Source organism: Winogradskyella eximia (assembly GCF_003386165.1).
Taxonomy (GTDB): Bacteria; Bacteroidota; Bacteroidia; order Flavobacteriales; family Flavobacteriaceae; genus Winogradskyella; species Winogradskyella eximia.
In genome coordinates, this window is the sequence record NZ_QRDV01000002.1 from 112,795 (window position 1) to 128,552 (window position 15,758).

17 protein-coding genes are annotated in these 15,758 nt (G+C 32.7%); 16 read left to right on the plus strand and 1 reads right to left on the minus strand.

Features of this window, described 5'->3' with window-relative positions; genetic code table 11:
* Positions 1-18: 18 nt before the first annotated feature.
* The 7 genes from DFQ10_RS06220 to DFQ10_RS06250 all read left to right on the plus strand — a co-directional run bounded on the left by DFQ10_RS06220 (position 19) and on the right by DFQ10_RS06250 (position 6,654).
* Positions 19-993, plus strand: a complete 975-nt coding sequence (locus DFQ10_RS06220; protein WP_245940631.1) for a sensor histidine kinase — start codon at positions 19-21, stop codon at positions 991-993.
* Positions 994-998: 5 nt separating this feature from the next.
* Positions 999-1,733, plus strand: a complete 735-nt coding sequence (locus tag DFQ10_RS06225) for a LytR/AlgR family response regulator transcription factor (protein ID WP_115816544.1) — start codon at positions 999-1,001, stop codon at positions 1,731-1,733.
* Positions 1,734-1,860: 127 nt separating this feature from the next.
* The gene (locus DFQ10_RS06230; RefSeq protein ID WP_115816545.1) at positions 1,861-2,160 is read left to right on the plus strand and encodes a hypothetical protein; all 300 of its coding nucleotides are present in this window, start codon (positions 1,861-1,863) and stop codon (positions 2,158-2,160) included.
* 260 nt (positions 2,161-2,420) lie between these two features.
* Positions 2,421-3,026, plus strand: coding sequence for a DUF6515 family protein (locus DFQ10_RS06235; protein WP_115816546.1), 606 nt, complete (start codon positions 2,421-2,423; stop codon positions 3,024-3,026).
* A 208-nt stretch (positions 3,027-3,234) separates the two neighbouring features.
* A complete protein-coding gene (locus tag DFQ10_RS06240) occupies positions 3,235-4,539 on the plus strand; it encodes a sensor histidine kinase (RefSeq protein ID WP_115816922.1) in 1,305 nt (434 codons plus the stop codon).
* A gap of 129 nt (positions 4,540-4,668) precedes the next feature.
* Positions 4,669-5,595 (plus strand): 1-phosphofructokinase family hexose kinase, encoded by a 927-nt coding sequence (locus DFQ10_RS06245; protein WP_115816547.1) that lies wholly within the window; start codon positions 4,669-4,671, stop codon positions 5,593-5,595.
* A 54-nt stretch (positions 5,596-5,649) separates the two neighbouring features.
* A complete protein-coding gene (locus DFQ10_RS06250; RefSeq protein WP_115816548.1) occupies positions 5,650-6,654 on the plus strand; it encodes an LLM class flavin-dependent oxidoreductase in 1,005 nt (334 codons plus the stop codon).
* 46 nt (positions 6,655-6,700) lie between these two features.
* On the opposite strand, the gene DFQ10_RS06255 is transcribed toward DFQ10_RS06250, so the two are convergent.
* Positions 6,701-7,567, minus strand: coding sequence for an outer membrane beta-barrel protein (locus DFQ10_RS06255; RefSeq protein WP_115816549.1), 867 nt, complete (start codon positions 7,565-7,567; stop codon positions 6,701-6,703).
* A gap of 309 nt (positions 7,568-7,876) precedes the next feature.
* On the opposite strand from DFQ10_RS06255, the gene DFQ10_RS06260 reads away from it, so the two are divergent.
* The 9 genes from DFQ10_RS06260 (at position 7,877) to DFQ10_RS06300 (ending at position 15,750) form a co-directional block, all read left to right on the plus strand.
* Entirely contained in the window at positions 7,877-8,212 is a 336-nt protein-coding gene (locus DFQ10_RS06260) for a n-acetylglutamate synthase (protein WP_317124890.1), read from the plus strand.
* Between the two features lie 48 nt (positions 8,213-8,260).
* The gene (locus DFQ10_RS06265) at positions 8,261-8,668 is read left to right on the plus strand and encodes a GNAT family N-acetyltransferase (RefSeq protein WP_181897593.1); all 408 of its coding nucleotides are present in this window, start codon (positions 8,261-8,263) and stop codon (positions 8,666-8,668) included.
* A complete protein-coding gene (locus tag DFQ10_RS06270; protein ID WP_115816552.1) occupies positions 8,668-9,087 on the plus strand; it encodes a GNAT family N-acetyltransferase in 420 nt (139 codons plus the stop codon). The genes DFQ10_RS06265 and DFQ10_RS06270 overlap by 1 nt, the downstream gene beginning before the upstream one ends.
* Before the next feature lie 29 nt (positions 9,088-9,116).
* Positions 9,117-10,349: a GNAT family N-acetyltransferase gene (locus DFQ10_RS18555; protein ID WP_181897594.1), complete on the plus strand. Its 1,233-nt coding sequence runs from the start codon at positions 9,117-9,119 to the stop codon at positions 10,347-10,349.
* A 254-nt stretch (positions 10,350-10,603) separates the two neighbouring features.
* Entirely contained in the window at positions 10,604-11,281 is a 678-nt protein-coding gene (locus DFQ10_RS06280; RefSeq protein WP_115816553.1) for an NUDIX hydrolase, read from the plus strand.
* Positions 11,282-11,437: 156 nt separating this feature from the next.
* Positions 11,438-12,415 (plus strand): SPFH domain-containing protein, encoded by a 978-nt coding sequence (locus tag DFQ10_RS06285; RefSeq protein WP_245940633.1) that lies wholly within the window; start codon positions 11,438-11,440, stop codon positions 12,413-12,415.
* Between the two features lies 1 nt (position 12,416).
* Complete coding sequence (locus DFQ10_RS06290) at positions 12,417-13,337, plus strand: diacylglycerol kinase catalytic domain-containing protein (RefSeq protein WP_115816555.1); 921 nt, start codon at positions 12,417-12,419, stop codon at positions 13,335-13,337.
* A 287-nt stretch (positions 13,338-13,624) separates the two neighbouring features.
* Complete coding sequence (locus tag DFQ10_RS06295; RefSeq protein WP_115816556.1) at positions 13,625-14,767, plus strand: AAA family ATPase; 1,143 nt, start codon at positions 13,625-13,627, stop codon at positions 14,765-14,767.
* 2 nt (positions 14,768-14,769) lie between these two features.
* Positions 14,770-15,750, plus strand: coding sequence for a hypothetical protein (locus DFQ10_RS06300; protein ID WP_115816557.1), 981 nt, complete (start codon positions 14,770-14,772; stop codon positions 15,748-15,750).
* Positions 15,751-15,758: the final 8 nt, after the last annotated feature.

A 15,758-nucleotide genomic window follows, 5' to 3' on the forward strand; every position in this document is an offset into this window, starting at 1 on the left:
TGGCTAACACTATTTTGCTTGCCGTACTTGCTGTCTTATGGTCAAGAACAAGAGTTAGATAGAGTTAAAGCGCATTTTTGGATTCCCTTATTCTTTTCAGCAATTATCTTCTACTTCAATTATTTTGTAATAGTAGATCGCTTTTTGTTTACTAAAAAAATGTTCCTATTTATTGGTGTTAATACAGCAATGATCATCTTTTTCTTGTTTTTAAAAGAATATATTGAAGACAATTTTTTTCAAGATATCTTAAAAAAACGTATTGAAAACACGGATAGAACAAGACCTCCATTTAAAATAGCAATTTACATACAAGTCTTATCTTATATGGCACCACTGTTATTTTCAATTGCTTTAAAAACAACAAAACGATGGGTAAAAACAGAAGCAGAGCGAAAGGAAGCTGCTAACATTAAGTTAAAGTCAGAACTGCAACATCTGCATTACCAATTACAACCGCATTTCTTTTTCAACTCGCTCAATAATATCTATGCATTAGTAGATATTTCGCCAGAGCAAGCCAAAACGTCAATTCACAGTTTAAGTAAATTGATGCGTTACATGTTGTATGAAACAAATGTAGAAGCAATACCATTATCAAAGGAAATCGATTTTATGAAAAAGTATATCGATTTAATGAAGTTGCGCGTGTCTGAAAAAACTATTGTAAATTATAATTTCCCAAATCAAGAAACAGGCGTTAAAGTTGCACCACTACTATTTATTTCGTTAATTGAAAATGCATTTAAACACGGTGTTTCGGCAAGTAAAGAAAGCATTATTGATATTAATATGAGTTGTGATAACAATAAAGTTTTATTTGTCATAGAAAACGATAATCTTCCAAAAAAGACAGAAGACAAAAGTGGTTCAGGCATCGGACTTCATAATATTGAAAAACGATTAGAGCTATTGTATCCAAATAAATACAGTTTTAAAACGCAAGTCACAAAACAGCGTTTTAAAGCAGAATTAGAAATTGAAACCAACTAGAGACTATGAGCAATCTAAAAATATCTTGTGTTATTGTAGACGATGAGCCTATGGCGCTTAATTTAGTAGAAAGTTATGTTGAGAAAACTCCATTCTTAGACTTTAAAAAGAAATGTAGTAGTGCTATTGAGGCTATGGAATATATTAAAACCAATCCTGTAGACTTATTGTTTTTAGACATCCAAATGCCAGATCTTACAGGTATTGAGTTCTCTAAAATGCTACCTAAAGAAACACGTGTTATTTTTACAACAGCCTTTGATCAGTATGCTTTAGAAGGTTTTAAAGTTGAAGCTTTAGACTATTTACTGAAGCCTTTTGATTATGCTGAGTTTTTAGCAGCTGCCAATAAAGCAAACACTTGGTTTGAATTGGTAAAAGGAAAGAAACAAAGTATCCTTTCGGAAGAAAAAGAATTCTTGTTTGTAAAATCGGAATACAAACAACTACGTATTAAGCTGGCTGATGTGCTATATTTTGAAGGTCTAAAAGATTATATCAAAATTTGGCTAAAGGACAACCCAAAACCTATTTTAACGCTTATGAGCTTAAAATCTTTAGAAGAAGAGCTACCAGAGACACAATTCATGCGTGTACATCGGTCGTTTATTGTGGCCCTAAATAATATAGATGTCATTGAGCGTAGTCAAATTATAATCAACGAGCAACGGATTACTGTCTCAGAGCATTATAAACCTAAATTTCTTGAATTTATTAATAACAATTCTTTAAATAATTAAGGTTATTGTATTTCGTCTATAGATTTGGTCTTTCTAAAGGTAAAAACAGGTGATTGGTCTATTTGCGTTTATAGTAGAAATATTTAAAACTACTTTTGCTTCAACAAAAAATAGATATCCTTAAAATATGAAAAAAATAGTACTATCATTAACCGTAATTATTACCATGTTTAGCTGTAATAGTGTTAAAAATGTGAATACATCAACGGTTGCAGATGCAGCAACGTTATTAAGTTCGTTAAGTTCAAATTCTACAGTGCAACAAATTACGAGTCTTTTTGCTTTACTAGATACTAATAAAGACGAAGCAATTAGCTCAACAGAAGCTATTGGTACTGTTGCAGATAATTTTAATGTATTAGATACAGACAACAATTCTAGCCTAAACCTAAATGAATTAACAGGTTTGCTAGCATTATTAAAATAATACCCTAGATTGATTGATAGCAGAAGAAGGTATACTTTTTAAAAAGTATGCCTTTTTTTTATGTCTTAAAAGTTCTAATAAAGAATACACAAGAAAAACAAATCTATAAAATCAAGGTGTCTATAGGTAAAATCATTCCCGTCGTCTATTTCACTTTTTTAAGTCTTTAATTGCAAATACCTTTAAACTATCAGAACAAAATAGAGTCTAATATAAAGACAATAAAACCTTAAGTTCAATAATTTTAAATCTTAGAAATTATGAAAACATTTATTAAAGCATACATATTACCAGCATTGTTTTTGCTAGCTCTTACAACTCAGGTTTCGGCACAAGTGACAAGAAGAAATTCAAAAGAAAAAACCGTAAAAACAACGACGACTAAAAGAACGGTGGCAAACAATAACAAAACGAGAAGAGTTTCTAGCACAAAAGTGACCTACAGAAAACCGACAAGAAAGGTCGTATCCGTAAGATCCTTACCTAAAAGAACAGTGATAACCCATAGAGGTCAAAATTATTACTATGCTAATAACAAATATTACATGCAGTCTAGAGGGCGTTACATTGTAATTGCTCCGAAGGTAGGTTTTAGAATAAAAGTATTACCACCAAATTACAGAAGAGTAATATTTAATACAGCGAACTATTATGTAGCACAAGGGGTATTTTATGTGGAAATCAATAACGAGTATGAAGTAGTAGATCCAGAAGTAGGTACTGTGGTATACGAGCTTCCAGAAGATTATGAGAAAGTAACCATAGATGGACAAACCTATTACGAATACTCCAATATACTTTATGAAAAAGTACAAGTCGATGGCACCAGAGCTTATGAAGTGGTAGGGATTATTGATATGGAATAAAACAAAGACATTAAAAATTGAAGAGTTAGATTAGATTGGTTGATTAGTTGAAAAGAGGATGGTTAGTAAAATAACGGTCCTCTTTTTTTTTAAGCATTTTTATAATGCTTTTTATGGCGTTTATTTTTGTAGTAAAAATGTTAGCAGTATATTTAGAAAGCAAAAAAATGCAGTGTATAACCGCAACTCAAAAACTAGTAAATACGATATGGAAAGTGATGTTAATCAGATAGAAAAAGATAATATTATTCAAAAGCAATTGCGGTTTCAAGAACTACTGATTAGTATTTCTACCACGTATATTAATGCTAATTTATCGCATGTAGACCAGCTCATTAAAACATCTTTAAAGCAAATTGGTGAGTTTGTTGAGGTCGATAGAAGTTATATTTTTTCTTATGATTTTATAAACAATACCACCTCAAACACCTATGAATGGTGTGCAGAAGGTATAGAGCCAGAAATTGAAAACTTACAAAATATTCCTATAGATTATATTCCACAATGGCTAGAAGCACACCGAAACGGTAAAGCCTTTTATGTAGAGGATGTGAGTTTGTTACCAGATGATGGAGAACAAGGGTTACGTGCCGTTTTAGAACCACAAGGAATTAAAAGTTTAATCGCTATTCCTAAAATTAAAAACGACGAATTAATTGGGTTTGTTGGTTTTGATGCCGTTAAAAAAAAGAACACCTATAACGATAATGAGCAAGACATTCTCTTTGTATATGCCAATATGTTGGTAAATGTCATTCAACGAAAAGAAAATGAAGAACGCATAAAGGCACAAGAGGCTAAAAAAGAAGAGTTATTACAAAACTTATCTAAACAAAATCAAGAATTAAACGAATATGCACATGTCGTTTCTCACGATTTAAAAGCACCACTCATTAATATCCATACGTTAGTCGGTTGGTTTATGGAAGACCATAAAGATATCTTAGACGACCAAGCAATGAAACCGTTGCATCAAGTGTTATTCAACGTAGAGAAAATGGATTATTTAATAAAAGGCATTTTAGATTATTCTACTATAGATAAATTAGCATCTGAAGTCACTTTAATTAATTTTAATACCATATTAGATGAGGTCTTACAAACACAGTTAATTCCTAGTCATGTAAAGATTACCGTTCAAGACCAACTGCCAAGCATATCTGGTAATGCTTGGAGGTATAAGCAAGTATTTCAAAACCTGATACAAAACGCTATTAAGTATAGTGATAAAGACCAAAGTATTATTGATGTTGGCTATACTGAAAAACCAGAGCATTATGAGTTTTACGTTAAGGATAATGGAGTAGGTATCAATCCTAATTATTTCGATAAAATATTTAAAATATTTACCAAATTAGAAAGTACAGGATCATCATCAGGTGTAGGTTTGTCTATTGTTAAAAAAATTATCACGTACTACAATGGTACTATATGGGTAGAAAGCGAGGAAGGTGTAGGAACTACGTTTTATTTTACACTCTCTAAAGATGAGGACATAAATGCAGCCAAATAAGTGATGCTGTTATTAATCGTCTTATAGATCACATTCATATCATAATTTGGGAAAATATTAATGTAAATCCCTCAGAATTATCCATAACTTTATGGCATTTATATAGCGAACTACAAACCAATAGATGTCATGAATATTGTAACCTTAACCATAAATCCTGCCTTAGATAAAAGTGCAAAAATTGATCACTTAGTACCAGAGCAAAAACTAAAATGCAAAGCCATTGAATTTCAAGCTGGTGGAGGTGGCGTCAATATCTCTCGCGTACTTCATACTTTAGGTGTAAACAACAATTGTATGTTTACCTGTGGAGGTGATACTGGGAAAACTTTAAAGGGTTTATTGCAAGATGAAAAATTAGAAATTACACCAATTTTAGTTGAAGCATGGACACGCGAAAATTTAGCCGTTGTAGATACTAAAACCGATTTACAATACCGATTCGGAATGCCAGGACATGGTTTAACCGCTACTGAAATTGAAGTGGTTAAAAACACTATAAATAAGTTGGTTACGGATAATTCAATGTTTATAATGAGTGGTAGTATTCCTGATACAATGCCTTCAGATTTCTACATCGAGTTAATAAATAGTTTAAGTGCTAAAAATGTAAAAATTATTGTAGATACCTCTGGTGAAGCTTTAAAAGCAAGTCTTAAAAAGCCAGTGTTTTTAATGAAACCTAATCAAGGTGAATTGGCACAATTAGCTGGTAAGGACTTTTTAACCAAAACAGAACAAGAAGCCTTTGCCATGCAATTAGTCAATAACAAACATGCAGAATATGTAGTAGTATCTTTAGGTGCACGTGGTGCGTTTTTAGCATCTCAAAGCGGTATCTTTTATCAAAACACTCCATCTGTAAAAGTGAAGAGTACCATTGGCGCTGGTGATAGTATGGTCGCAGGATTGGTATATGCCATAGCAAAAGGCATGTCTGCTCAAGATATTTTAAAATGGGGAGTGGTTTGTGGTGTTGCAACAACCATGACAGGTGGCACTAATTTAGCGTCAACAGAGAATATACACATAGTTTCAGAATTATTAGATGAGTAATAAAGCTTAGGTAATTTTTTATAAACAGTTACGACAAAAGGATCATTTACAGTTATGAAAACAAAGCACACTAAATACTCCATTTTAGATCTTGCGCTAGTGTCGCAAGGTCAAACATTGCAACAAACCTTTGCAAATGTGTTGCAATTAGCACAACAGGCAGAAAAATTTGGTTATACACGCTACTGGTTAGCAGAACACCATAATGCCTCTAATATAGGAAGTAGTGCCACGTCTATACTCATTGGGTATGCAGCGCAAGGAACAAAAACGCTGCGCATAGGAGCTGGTGGTATTATGCTACCTAACCATTCTCCATTAATTATAGCAGAACAGTTTGGAACTCTAGCAGCCTTATATCCTAATCGTATTGATTTGGGTCTAGGTCGTGCTCCTGGTACTGATAGAGAAACAGCACAAGCCATTCGGACCGATTTTATGCAAGCAGCACAACAGTTTCCTAAGGAAGTAGAGAAAATACAAACTTATTTTTCTATAGACAATGCCGAGGCTATGGTACGTGCAACGGTAGCGGAAGGTGCAAACGTTCCCATCTATATTTTAGGGTCTAGTACAGATAGTGCGCATTTAGCGGCAAGAAAAGGATTGCCTTATGCTTTTGCGAGTCACTTTGCCACAACCCATTTGTTCGAGGCGATAAAAATTTACCGTGAAGAATTTCAACCATCAGAAGATGTAAAAGAACCATATGTTATGGCTGGAGTCAATATCATTATTGCGGAAACGGATGAAGAAGCACAACGCTTATCAACGTCTTTAATCCGAATGATTGTAGGCATATTTACAGGAAGGAGAGCTAACGTACAACCACCAACAGACATGACTGAGGACTTAAAGGATATTATGAGAAATCCGCAAGTCCATCAAATGCTTAAGTATAGTTTTATTGGAAGTAAAGCGACGGTTAAAGCCCAAGTAAAAGAGTTTTTAGATCAAACCAATGCAGAGGAACTTATTGCTGTAACCCATTTATATGATATCAACGACAGAATTCGTTCTTATGAATTATTCGCTGAAATCATGGAAGAGTTAAGGTAAAATGAACTAAAAAAACGCTCAAAATAGCATTGAAGTTCCTAAAGATCTATTGAGAATCTTTGCTTTTACCTTTAAATTTATAAATCACTCCAATATTAATTCCGAATGACGAATAGGGTACTTTCACAGCCAGTTCCTTTGATGAATCTGTATTATCACTAGGCAAATCGTCAACATAATGTGTGGTTTTATTGATGCCTGCAGGTAAATTATCTATAGTATAAAGACCACTAACAGCAACCGTGCCGTCCGTTAAAACTACGTTAGTGTTAAACGCTGTAATCTCAGAATCTTTTCGTTTTAAACTAATGCCGTAATACTCAGCTTCTACAAAAACACTGAACGTGGAATTTAATTGATGTCTATAACCTAGTGCAGCAACAAAGCCTAAAGGGAATTGGCCGTGATAGTCTTCCACATAGTTAGTTTCAGAATAGGATCCCAATGGTATGCCAAAAGCATCAGCTTCGGCTTGCGAGAAATTAGCTTTTTGATGTACAACAGCTTCTGTTTTCCCTCCTAATTTAACAAGTGCACCAATACGAGTATAAACATTGGTGTTAAATCGATACACTAAAGAAGCTGAGGCGCCAAAGGCTCGCGCTCTAGCAATAGCATCAACCTCATAACCAGGCAAACGTACTTTAGAAACCGTTTGATCTGAGCCATGGAGATAACCAAGACTTAAATCAAATCCAAAGCGATCATTATAATAATAAGTGCCGCGTAATTGCGCATTAAAACCTTCTCCATAACTACCATAGTAGTTTTCTGTACCGTTAGTTGTTTGTTTTTCACCCGTTTTCATTCCAGCACTCCCAATGGCATAACCACCACTGGTAGAAACCTCAAATTGTGCATAAGACGTTGTACTTAGCAATAAGGCAGTAAGTACCATAAATAGCTGTTTCATAATTAAATATATTTATAAGAAAAAAATAGATTCGATTTTTAGATAAAAACCTATATAAAGATACTGATTTTTAGTGTCTTATGTTGTTAAGTTTCGCATAATTATTGAAGCTTTTTATGTTAAAAAGAACTTATTCTGGCATCAAGAATTTGAGATGTCTAGGAGTTAAAATCAAAGAGCGCATCTAACGCTTGAGTTTAAATAATAAATGAGCAATGTTTTAATACAAATCTTCATAAAAAGTATGTAAAGAATGATTTAGATAAAGTATTCTATATAAGATATTTGAATATTTCATAACTTGTAATTATGAACTATAATAACAAGAGGTTTAGACCCATCAAAAATTCCGAAAACGGTGAAACTTCCGAGGCAACTCTTTTTGTGTATAAACAAACCGGTAATATGATTTCTTCAGAATATAAAGGCGGACAAATAGTAAAAGGGCATTTAATAGGATTAGTGGATAAAACGGGAACTATTGATATGCGCTATCATCAAATAAATAGGAAGGGAGAATTAATGACAGGAACTTGTCAATCAAAACCAGAAATGATGCCAAATGGTAAAATCAGACTCCATGAAACTTGGCAATGGACTTCGGGAGATAGATCAAGTGGAACATCCATTTTAGAAGAGTTATAAATCAACCCTCAATAACATCAAGTGCAGCACATCAAATAAATTAAAATCATGATAACTTATAAAATAGAAAACAACCTATCTCCAACTGAATTTAGAGACGTACTCATCAAATCAACATTAGGCGAGCGCAGGCCAATTGATGATATGAATAGAATAATCGACATGGTTAAAAATGCCGATTTAATCATTACGGCAAGACATAACAACCAATTAGTAGGAGTTTCAAGATCCGTTACAGATGTTGTGTATTGTACCTATTTATCAGACTTAGCAGTAGATGAAGCCTATCAAAAACAAGGCATAGGGAAAGAACTCATTAGATTAACAAAACAAGAAACTCCTAAAGCAACATTAATTCTGTTGGCTGCACCAGACGCTGTAAATTACTATCCACATATTGGAATGACTCAAATTGACGTTTGCTTTTTATTAAAGGATCTAAACGATTTAAAATAATGACAGTAGAAATTAATCCAAAATTGTATGTAAAGGACTGGAATCACATGTCTGAGCTTTTTCAATTAGTAGGTTGGGACAAAAGAAGACCAAAAGATATTAAACAGTCTTTTAAAAAAAGTGCCGTAGTTTGTATCATTAAGATGAATAATGAAATTATTGGTTTTGGCAGAACCGTAGATGACGGTAAATATTATGCTTTACTGGTAGATGTTGTGGTGCATCCTAATCATCATAAAAAAGGGGTAGGAACAATTATCGTTAACACATTAACAGAACATTTAAAAGGCTATAATTTTATCACCCTAACCGCAGCACCAAACAAAGAAGGGTTTTACCAAAAACTGGGCTGGAAAAAACAAAAATCGGCTTATATCATACCAAAAGATCAAAAACAACACAATGACCATTGCGAATAGCACTGATTAAAATAACGCACAACTAACAAATGAAAATAGGTATTGCACAAACAGCAGCTTTAAAAGGTGAAGTGGATAAGAATATTAAAAATCACTTGTTACTAATTAAACGTGCTATAAACTTAGGTGCCGACGTAATCATTTTTCCAGAACTATCAATTACAGGTTACGAACCCGAGTTAGCTAAAGCGCTTACAACCCATATAGACGATAGCATATTCAATAGGTTTCAAGAACTATCAGATCAAAATAAAAGTATCATAGGCGTAGGCATGCCAACCAAGTCTATTAAAGGAATTCACATTAGCATGCTAATCTTTCAACCTTATAAAAAGCGCATGGTGTATGCTAAACAAATCCTTCATGCAGATGAAAAACCCTATTTCGTTTGTGGAAATAATCAAACCTATATACACATTAAAGGCAACAAAATTGCCATCGGAATTTGCTACGAAGCCTTACAACCCAAACACGTTTTAAAAGCCATTGATGATAATGCAAACCTATACATAGCAAGTGTCGCTAAGTCCAAAGAGGGCATTGAAAAGGCCAATGCATACTTCCCCAGAATGGCAAAGGAATATAAGATACCCATCCTAATGTCTAATGCTGTAGGATATTGTGATAATTTCATGAGTGCTGGTCAGAGTGCGGTTTGGAATAAAAATGGCAAGCTAATGGCACAACTCGATCATAAGAATCAAGGCCTTTTAATCTATGACACCGAATTGGAAGCTGTGGAAATGCAGCAATCAAAAATAGAAAAAGGACAATCGTCTAAGCTAAACACCATTTTCCAAATGTATCTAAATGCGAAACACCACTTAGAACAGAATGGCATATATCAGTGGACAACAAATTATCCAACACTATCAATACTTCAAGAGGATCTAAATAAAGGCGTGCTTTACACATTACAACTTCAAAATGAAATAATAGGAGCCATTAATATAAGTGAAGAACAAGAAGATGAATATCAGTCTATTGATTGGCAATATAACGACTCAAAAGTTGTAGTGATTCACAGACTTGTAATCGATCCCAAACATCAGCAACAAGGTTATGCTAAGCAGTTAATGGAATTTGCAGAAGATGTTGCAATTCAAAACAAGTATACTGCAATACGTTTAGATGTGTATAGCCAGAACATAAATGCAATTAATTTTTATAAAAAGCGTGAGTATTTTAGTCGAGGAGAGGTCAATTTCCCTGGGAGAGCATACCCTTTTCATTGTATGGAAAAGGAAATTAAACCAAGCTAATGTCTAATGCAATAAGTGACTTCACAAGCGACATCAAATCCCAAATCAAGATAACAACAAATCCCCTTAACGTCAGTTCGAGTGTTTCTTAATGCGAAGTGCAACGAAGAATTAAGAAATGTATCGAGAATCTTTGCGTCAGTTCGAGTGTCCCGACCTTTTCGTCGGGATGTATCGAGAACCTTATAATAATCCAAATCTATAGTTAGTACAAACAAGTTTAAATTTATACTTTTGTGTACAAACTACACATAATGAGTAATCAATCCATAAAACTTTCTGTAGATGCTGTTGTATTCGGATACGAAGAAGGCAACATATCTGTATTATTAATCAAAAGAAAATACGAACCATTTAAAGGTGAATGGGCTATTCCTGGTGGTTTTGTACTCAATGAAGAATCCTTAGAGGAAGCTGTAGAAAGAGAACTACACGAAGAAACAGGGATTAAGATTAATTATCTAGAACAACTATACACCTTCGGAAAGCCAAGTAGAGACCCAAGAGGTAGAGTAGTGTCCGTAGCTTATTTTGGATTGGTACGACCAAATGCCTATAAAATTGTGGCTTCGACTGATGCAGAACAAGTACAGTGGTTTAATATTAATGAATTACCCAAGTTATCATTCGACCATAAAGAAATCTTAAAAGCAGCAATAGAGCGCTTGCAAGGTAAAATAACATATGAGCCTATTGGCTTTGAACTACTAGATAAAAAATTCCCGTTTTCAGACTTAGAAAAACTGTATACGACTTTACTAGGTCGCGATATCGACAGACGGAACTTCCGTAAAAAAATGGTGGGCTTAAATGTGTTAGATGAACTAGATGAAAAAGTATCTAAAGGTTCAGGTCGACCAGCAAATTTATTCCAATTCAATCCTAAACGCTATTTCCAACTAAAAGAAGAAGGTATTATTTTTGAAATATAAAACCCTTTAAATCAACATTATAAACAGTTTGCGTAAAAATAACGCATAATAAAGTTGCTGGACAATTTATTTCCTTTTACATTTGTGTTATAATTACGCAAATAACCTTAAATACTCAATATTATGTTAGGAATAAATTATATCAAATTCGACTCAATGAATTACGTTATTCATTATCAAAACGGAAAAATTAAGAAAGAGGGAAGAGGATTATCATTCTTTTATTTCTCTCCAAATGCATCAATAGTGTCTATTCCGGTGCAGAGTAATGATTTTCAATTTGTATTTAATGAAACCACTAAAGATTACCAAGAGGTTACGATACAAGGTCAAGTCACTTACAAAATTGTGCAGCCAAAGCAACTCGCAGAAACCTTAGATTTTACGGTAAATAGTAAAAAACAGTATCTAAAGAGCGACTATGAAAAAATTCAACAACGTATTATTAATGAAGCACAAACAGCAAGTGCCTCTATTATTCAGAAACTAAGTCTTAAAGAAGCATTACGACAATTAGAAGGCATAGAAAACGAAATATTCACTAGCGTACAAGATTCTAAAGCTGTTAAAATGCTTGGATTAGAAATTCTTAGTGTCAACGTACTTGGCGTCTCTCCAAATCCAGAAATGGCAAGAGCCTTAGAAGCACAAACAAGAGAGTCTTTACAAAAGGAAGCGGATCAGGCGGTTTATGAACGTAGAAATTTTGCTGTAGAACAAGAGCGCATTATAAAAGAAAGTGAACTAAATACTGAAATCGCAGTAGAGGAGAAGCAAAAGCAAATTGTAGAGAAGAAAATGGAAACAGATGTCGTAAAGCAAGAAAACGAGCAGAAACTTAAAGAAATGAATATGACCTCTAGTATTTCTCTAGAAGAGCAAAAGAAAACCCTCATCGATATCCAAGTAACCAACGAAAAGAAAGAAGCAGATGTTAAAGAGTATGTATTAAATGCCAACTTAAAACCATACAAAGAGCTAGACTGGAAAACCCTAATGGCAATCAGTAATAACGGTAATGATCCAAGTAATAATATAGCGTTAGCCTTTAGAGAATTGGCGGAAAATGCCGATAAAATTGGAAACCTTAATATCTCTCCAGACTTATTAGAGTCTCTTACCAAAAGTAAATAATATGAAATTCGAAAACGTCATAATAATTAGAGATAAAACAAGGCTTGAGCAGTTAATCGAAAGATTCAACTCTAAAGCTCAAGCCAAATTTTATATTGAAAGTTCTGGAGGAGACTTTACCTTTTTTGAACGCGAACATCATACGTTTTATGAATCCCTTTCAAAAATTAAAACAACCATCATAGATAGTCTCAAATACAAAGTAATCAATAGGTCTTTTTTGCCCACTTATATATTTACAGCAAAAGATATCGTACTCGTCATTGGGCAAGATGGCTTAGTCGCTAATACAGCAAAATACGTTAACGGATTACCAATAATAGGTATAAATCCAGATTATAAGCGCTATGATGGCATTCTATTAAAACATGCACCCAACGATTTAAAAGACATACTCAAAAAGTTGCTCAAAGGTACGTACAGCACCAAACAAGTCACAATGGCCAAAGCCACTTTAAACGATGGACAAGAATTATTGGCTTTTAATGATTTTTACATCGGTGCAGATTCACACGTATCGTCTAGATATAGCATAGAATATAAGGGCATAAAAGAACAACAATCCTCAAGTGGTATTATAGTATCAACAGGAGCAGGTTCTACAGGTTGGTTAAGTTCTATTTTTAATATGACCAATAATATTTCTGGGTATTTTCATAATGAAAGCCATTATAGCACCAAATTAGAGTGGAATGCAAACCAACTTGTTTTTGTAGTGAGAGAACCTTTTTTAAGTAAACAATCACAAACTAATATCGGTTACGGCATTATAACAAAAACCACCACATTGAAAATTGAATCCAATATGCCTACAAAAGGCATCATTTTTAGTGATGGTATTGAATCCGATTTTTTGAATTTCAATTCTGGTAGTATTGTAGAAATTGGATTAGCTGATGAGAAAGCTAATTTGGTGGTTTAAAATAATGATTTTTCTACTCAGTTATGGCATTTAACATTTCAATAATAATCCTAAATTTTCAATAGTTACTTTGGGCGACAATACCAATACCTTAAGTCGTACAGTCTTTATAATAACGTACGCTTATTAACAAACAGACATTTCTAATGGGCATTTTGGTGGTTTGTTGGCTTTTATTTTTGAATTGAATCGATTGGATTAGCTGATGAAAAAGTTCATTTGGTCTTATCAATTTTGAGTTAATAAAACACTCTACATAAGAATTAAAATTATTTTATCTTCGTAACATGATTGATAAAATTATATTTAGCGGATACAAGTCGTTTAAAAATAAATCTGAACTTGAGTTAAAACCAATAACTATTGTTTTTGGTAAAAATAGTTCAGGAAAAAGTGCAATAGCTAAACTGCCAACTCTAATAGAATCCTCTTTATCTGGAAAATTTATTGAGCCTTTGAATTATATCAACAAGCGTATTGAATTAGGTGCTGAACCAAGAGATTTATTCTACAACCGAGAATTTCAACAACAATTAAATTTTAAAATTTTTTCTGATAATAATTTTTTGGATGTAGAAATAATTAACTCAGTTACGAAACCTGTTATTACATCTTGGGAATGTTGTTTTGAGAAAAATCCTCCTCAAAATGAAAAGCTAACGAGTAAGGATATAGGTAGTGCTAATGGTAATTTATTTTCAGGGTTTATAAAGAATGATAGAAAAAAAGAGTTAAAAAATGCTTTTAGATTAAAAACAGATTATATAGGTCCTTTTAGATTAAATCCACCTAGAGCTTTTTTGCTAAAAGGAAAAGGCGAGTACAAAAGAATAGGTATTAAAGGTGAGAATGCTTATCAAGTTTTAGCAATTGATGAAGAGTTAACAGCTAAGGTGAGTAGTTGGTATGAGAATAATTTTGATGGTTGGGAATTAATTGTTAATAAAATAGAACCTTATTATGAAATAAGAATAAAAAGAAAGAACTCAAGTAACAATGGAGTAAACATAGTGGATGTAGGACAAGGTATGAGTCAAGCATTACCTTTGATTGTAAAAGCACATTTAATTAACACAAAACCAGTTTTAAATATTTGGGAACAACCTGAATTACACTTGCACCCAGCTGCACATGGAAATCTTGCACAATTATTAGTTGATTCAATTCAGCAAACGAAAAACAAATATTTAATTGAAACACATTCAAAGAATTTTATTTTAAGATTAAGAAGATTAATTGCAGAAGGAAAATTGGATAGGGATGATATCAATCTTTATTGGGTATATTATGATGATGAAGATTCAAGTAGTATATTGAAAAAAGTTCCTATTAAAGCTAGTGGCGCAGTTGAGTTTTGGCCAGATAATATTTTTAATGAAAGTTTTGAAGAAACCTTGGCTCTTAAAAAAGCTCAAAACAACCAAATTTAGGAATGGTCGTAAAAATTGATACATCTCTTTTTTCTGATGAAGGGTTATTTACAAAAATAGATAGGTGTTTTTTCTATTTCTACGAGAGAAGATATGACTTTTATTTAGATGATGAAAGCATTATAGATTCTGAATGGATTAAAGAAGCAAGACTTCAAAATGGTGAATTAATGATGGAAGCCTTTGAAAGAACTGTACAAAACTCACTATCATTTGATCTAACAATTAGTGATAATAATAATGTCGAAGATGATGTTTATACTATTGATGAGGCATTATTTATCTTGAATAATCCTGTTTGTATTTTTTTAGAAAATGCAGTGAATGATGGGAATTTTATTTTAGGATTATTTAATAAATTCAAAAGTAAAGGAAGAAAATGCTTAAAGTTTTTTAATGAAGGATGGATACTCTTCAAAAATGCAGGTGGAAAAAATGATATTATTAATCAGATTAGAAATATGCTTACTACCTATGAACAACGTGATTTGGATAATAAAATATATTTAAGAGCTATTGTTATAGTTGATAGTGATAAAAAAAATCCTACTGAAATAATTGAAGCTAACAATGTTCTTGTCGAGTTCTGTAATCTAAATAATATAACTCTTCATATTCTTGAAAAAAGAGAGATGGAAAACTATATGCCCATAGAAATGCTTAATGATATAGAAGATATAAATTCTGAGAAGGTAGAAGCTATTGCTAATTTAAATAAAGTTCAACAAGACTACTATGATTTAGATGATGGATTCAGAGGGAAGAGTAGAAATGAGCTAGATAATATATTTGCTGATTTAACAAATGAACAATATAATACTTTAAAGAACGGACTTTCTCAAGAAATAAAAACAAAAATAGAAGTTCCAAAACTTTTCCTAAGTAATAAGATAACTCATGAAGATTTAAATAATAAGTGCAGTCATCAATTAGATTCAAATGAGTTATTGAATATAATTGATAAAATAGATAGTTTATTATAACTTTGACT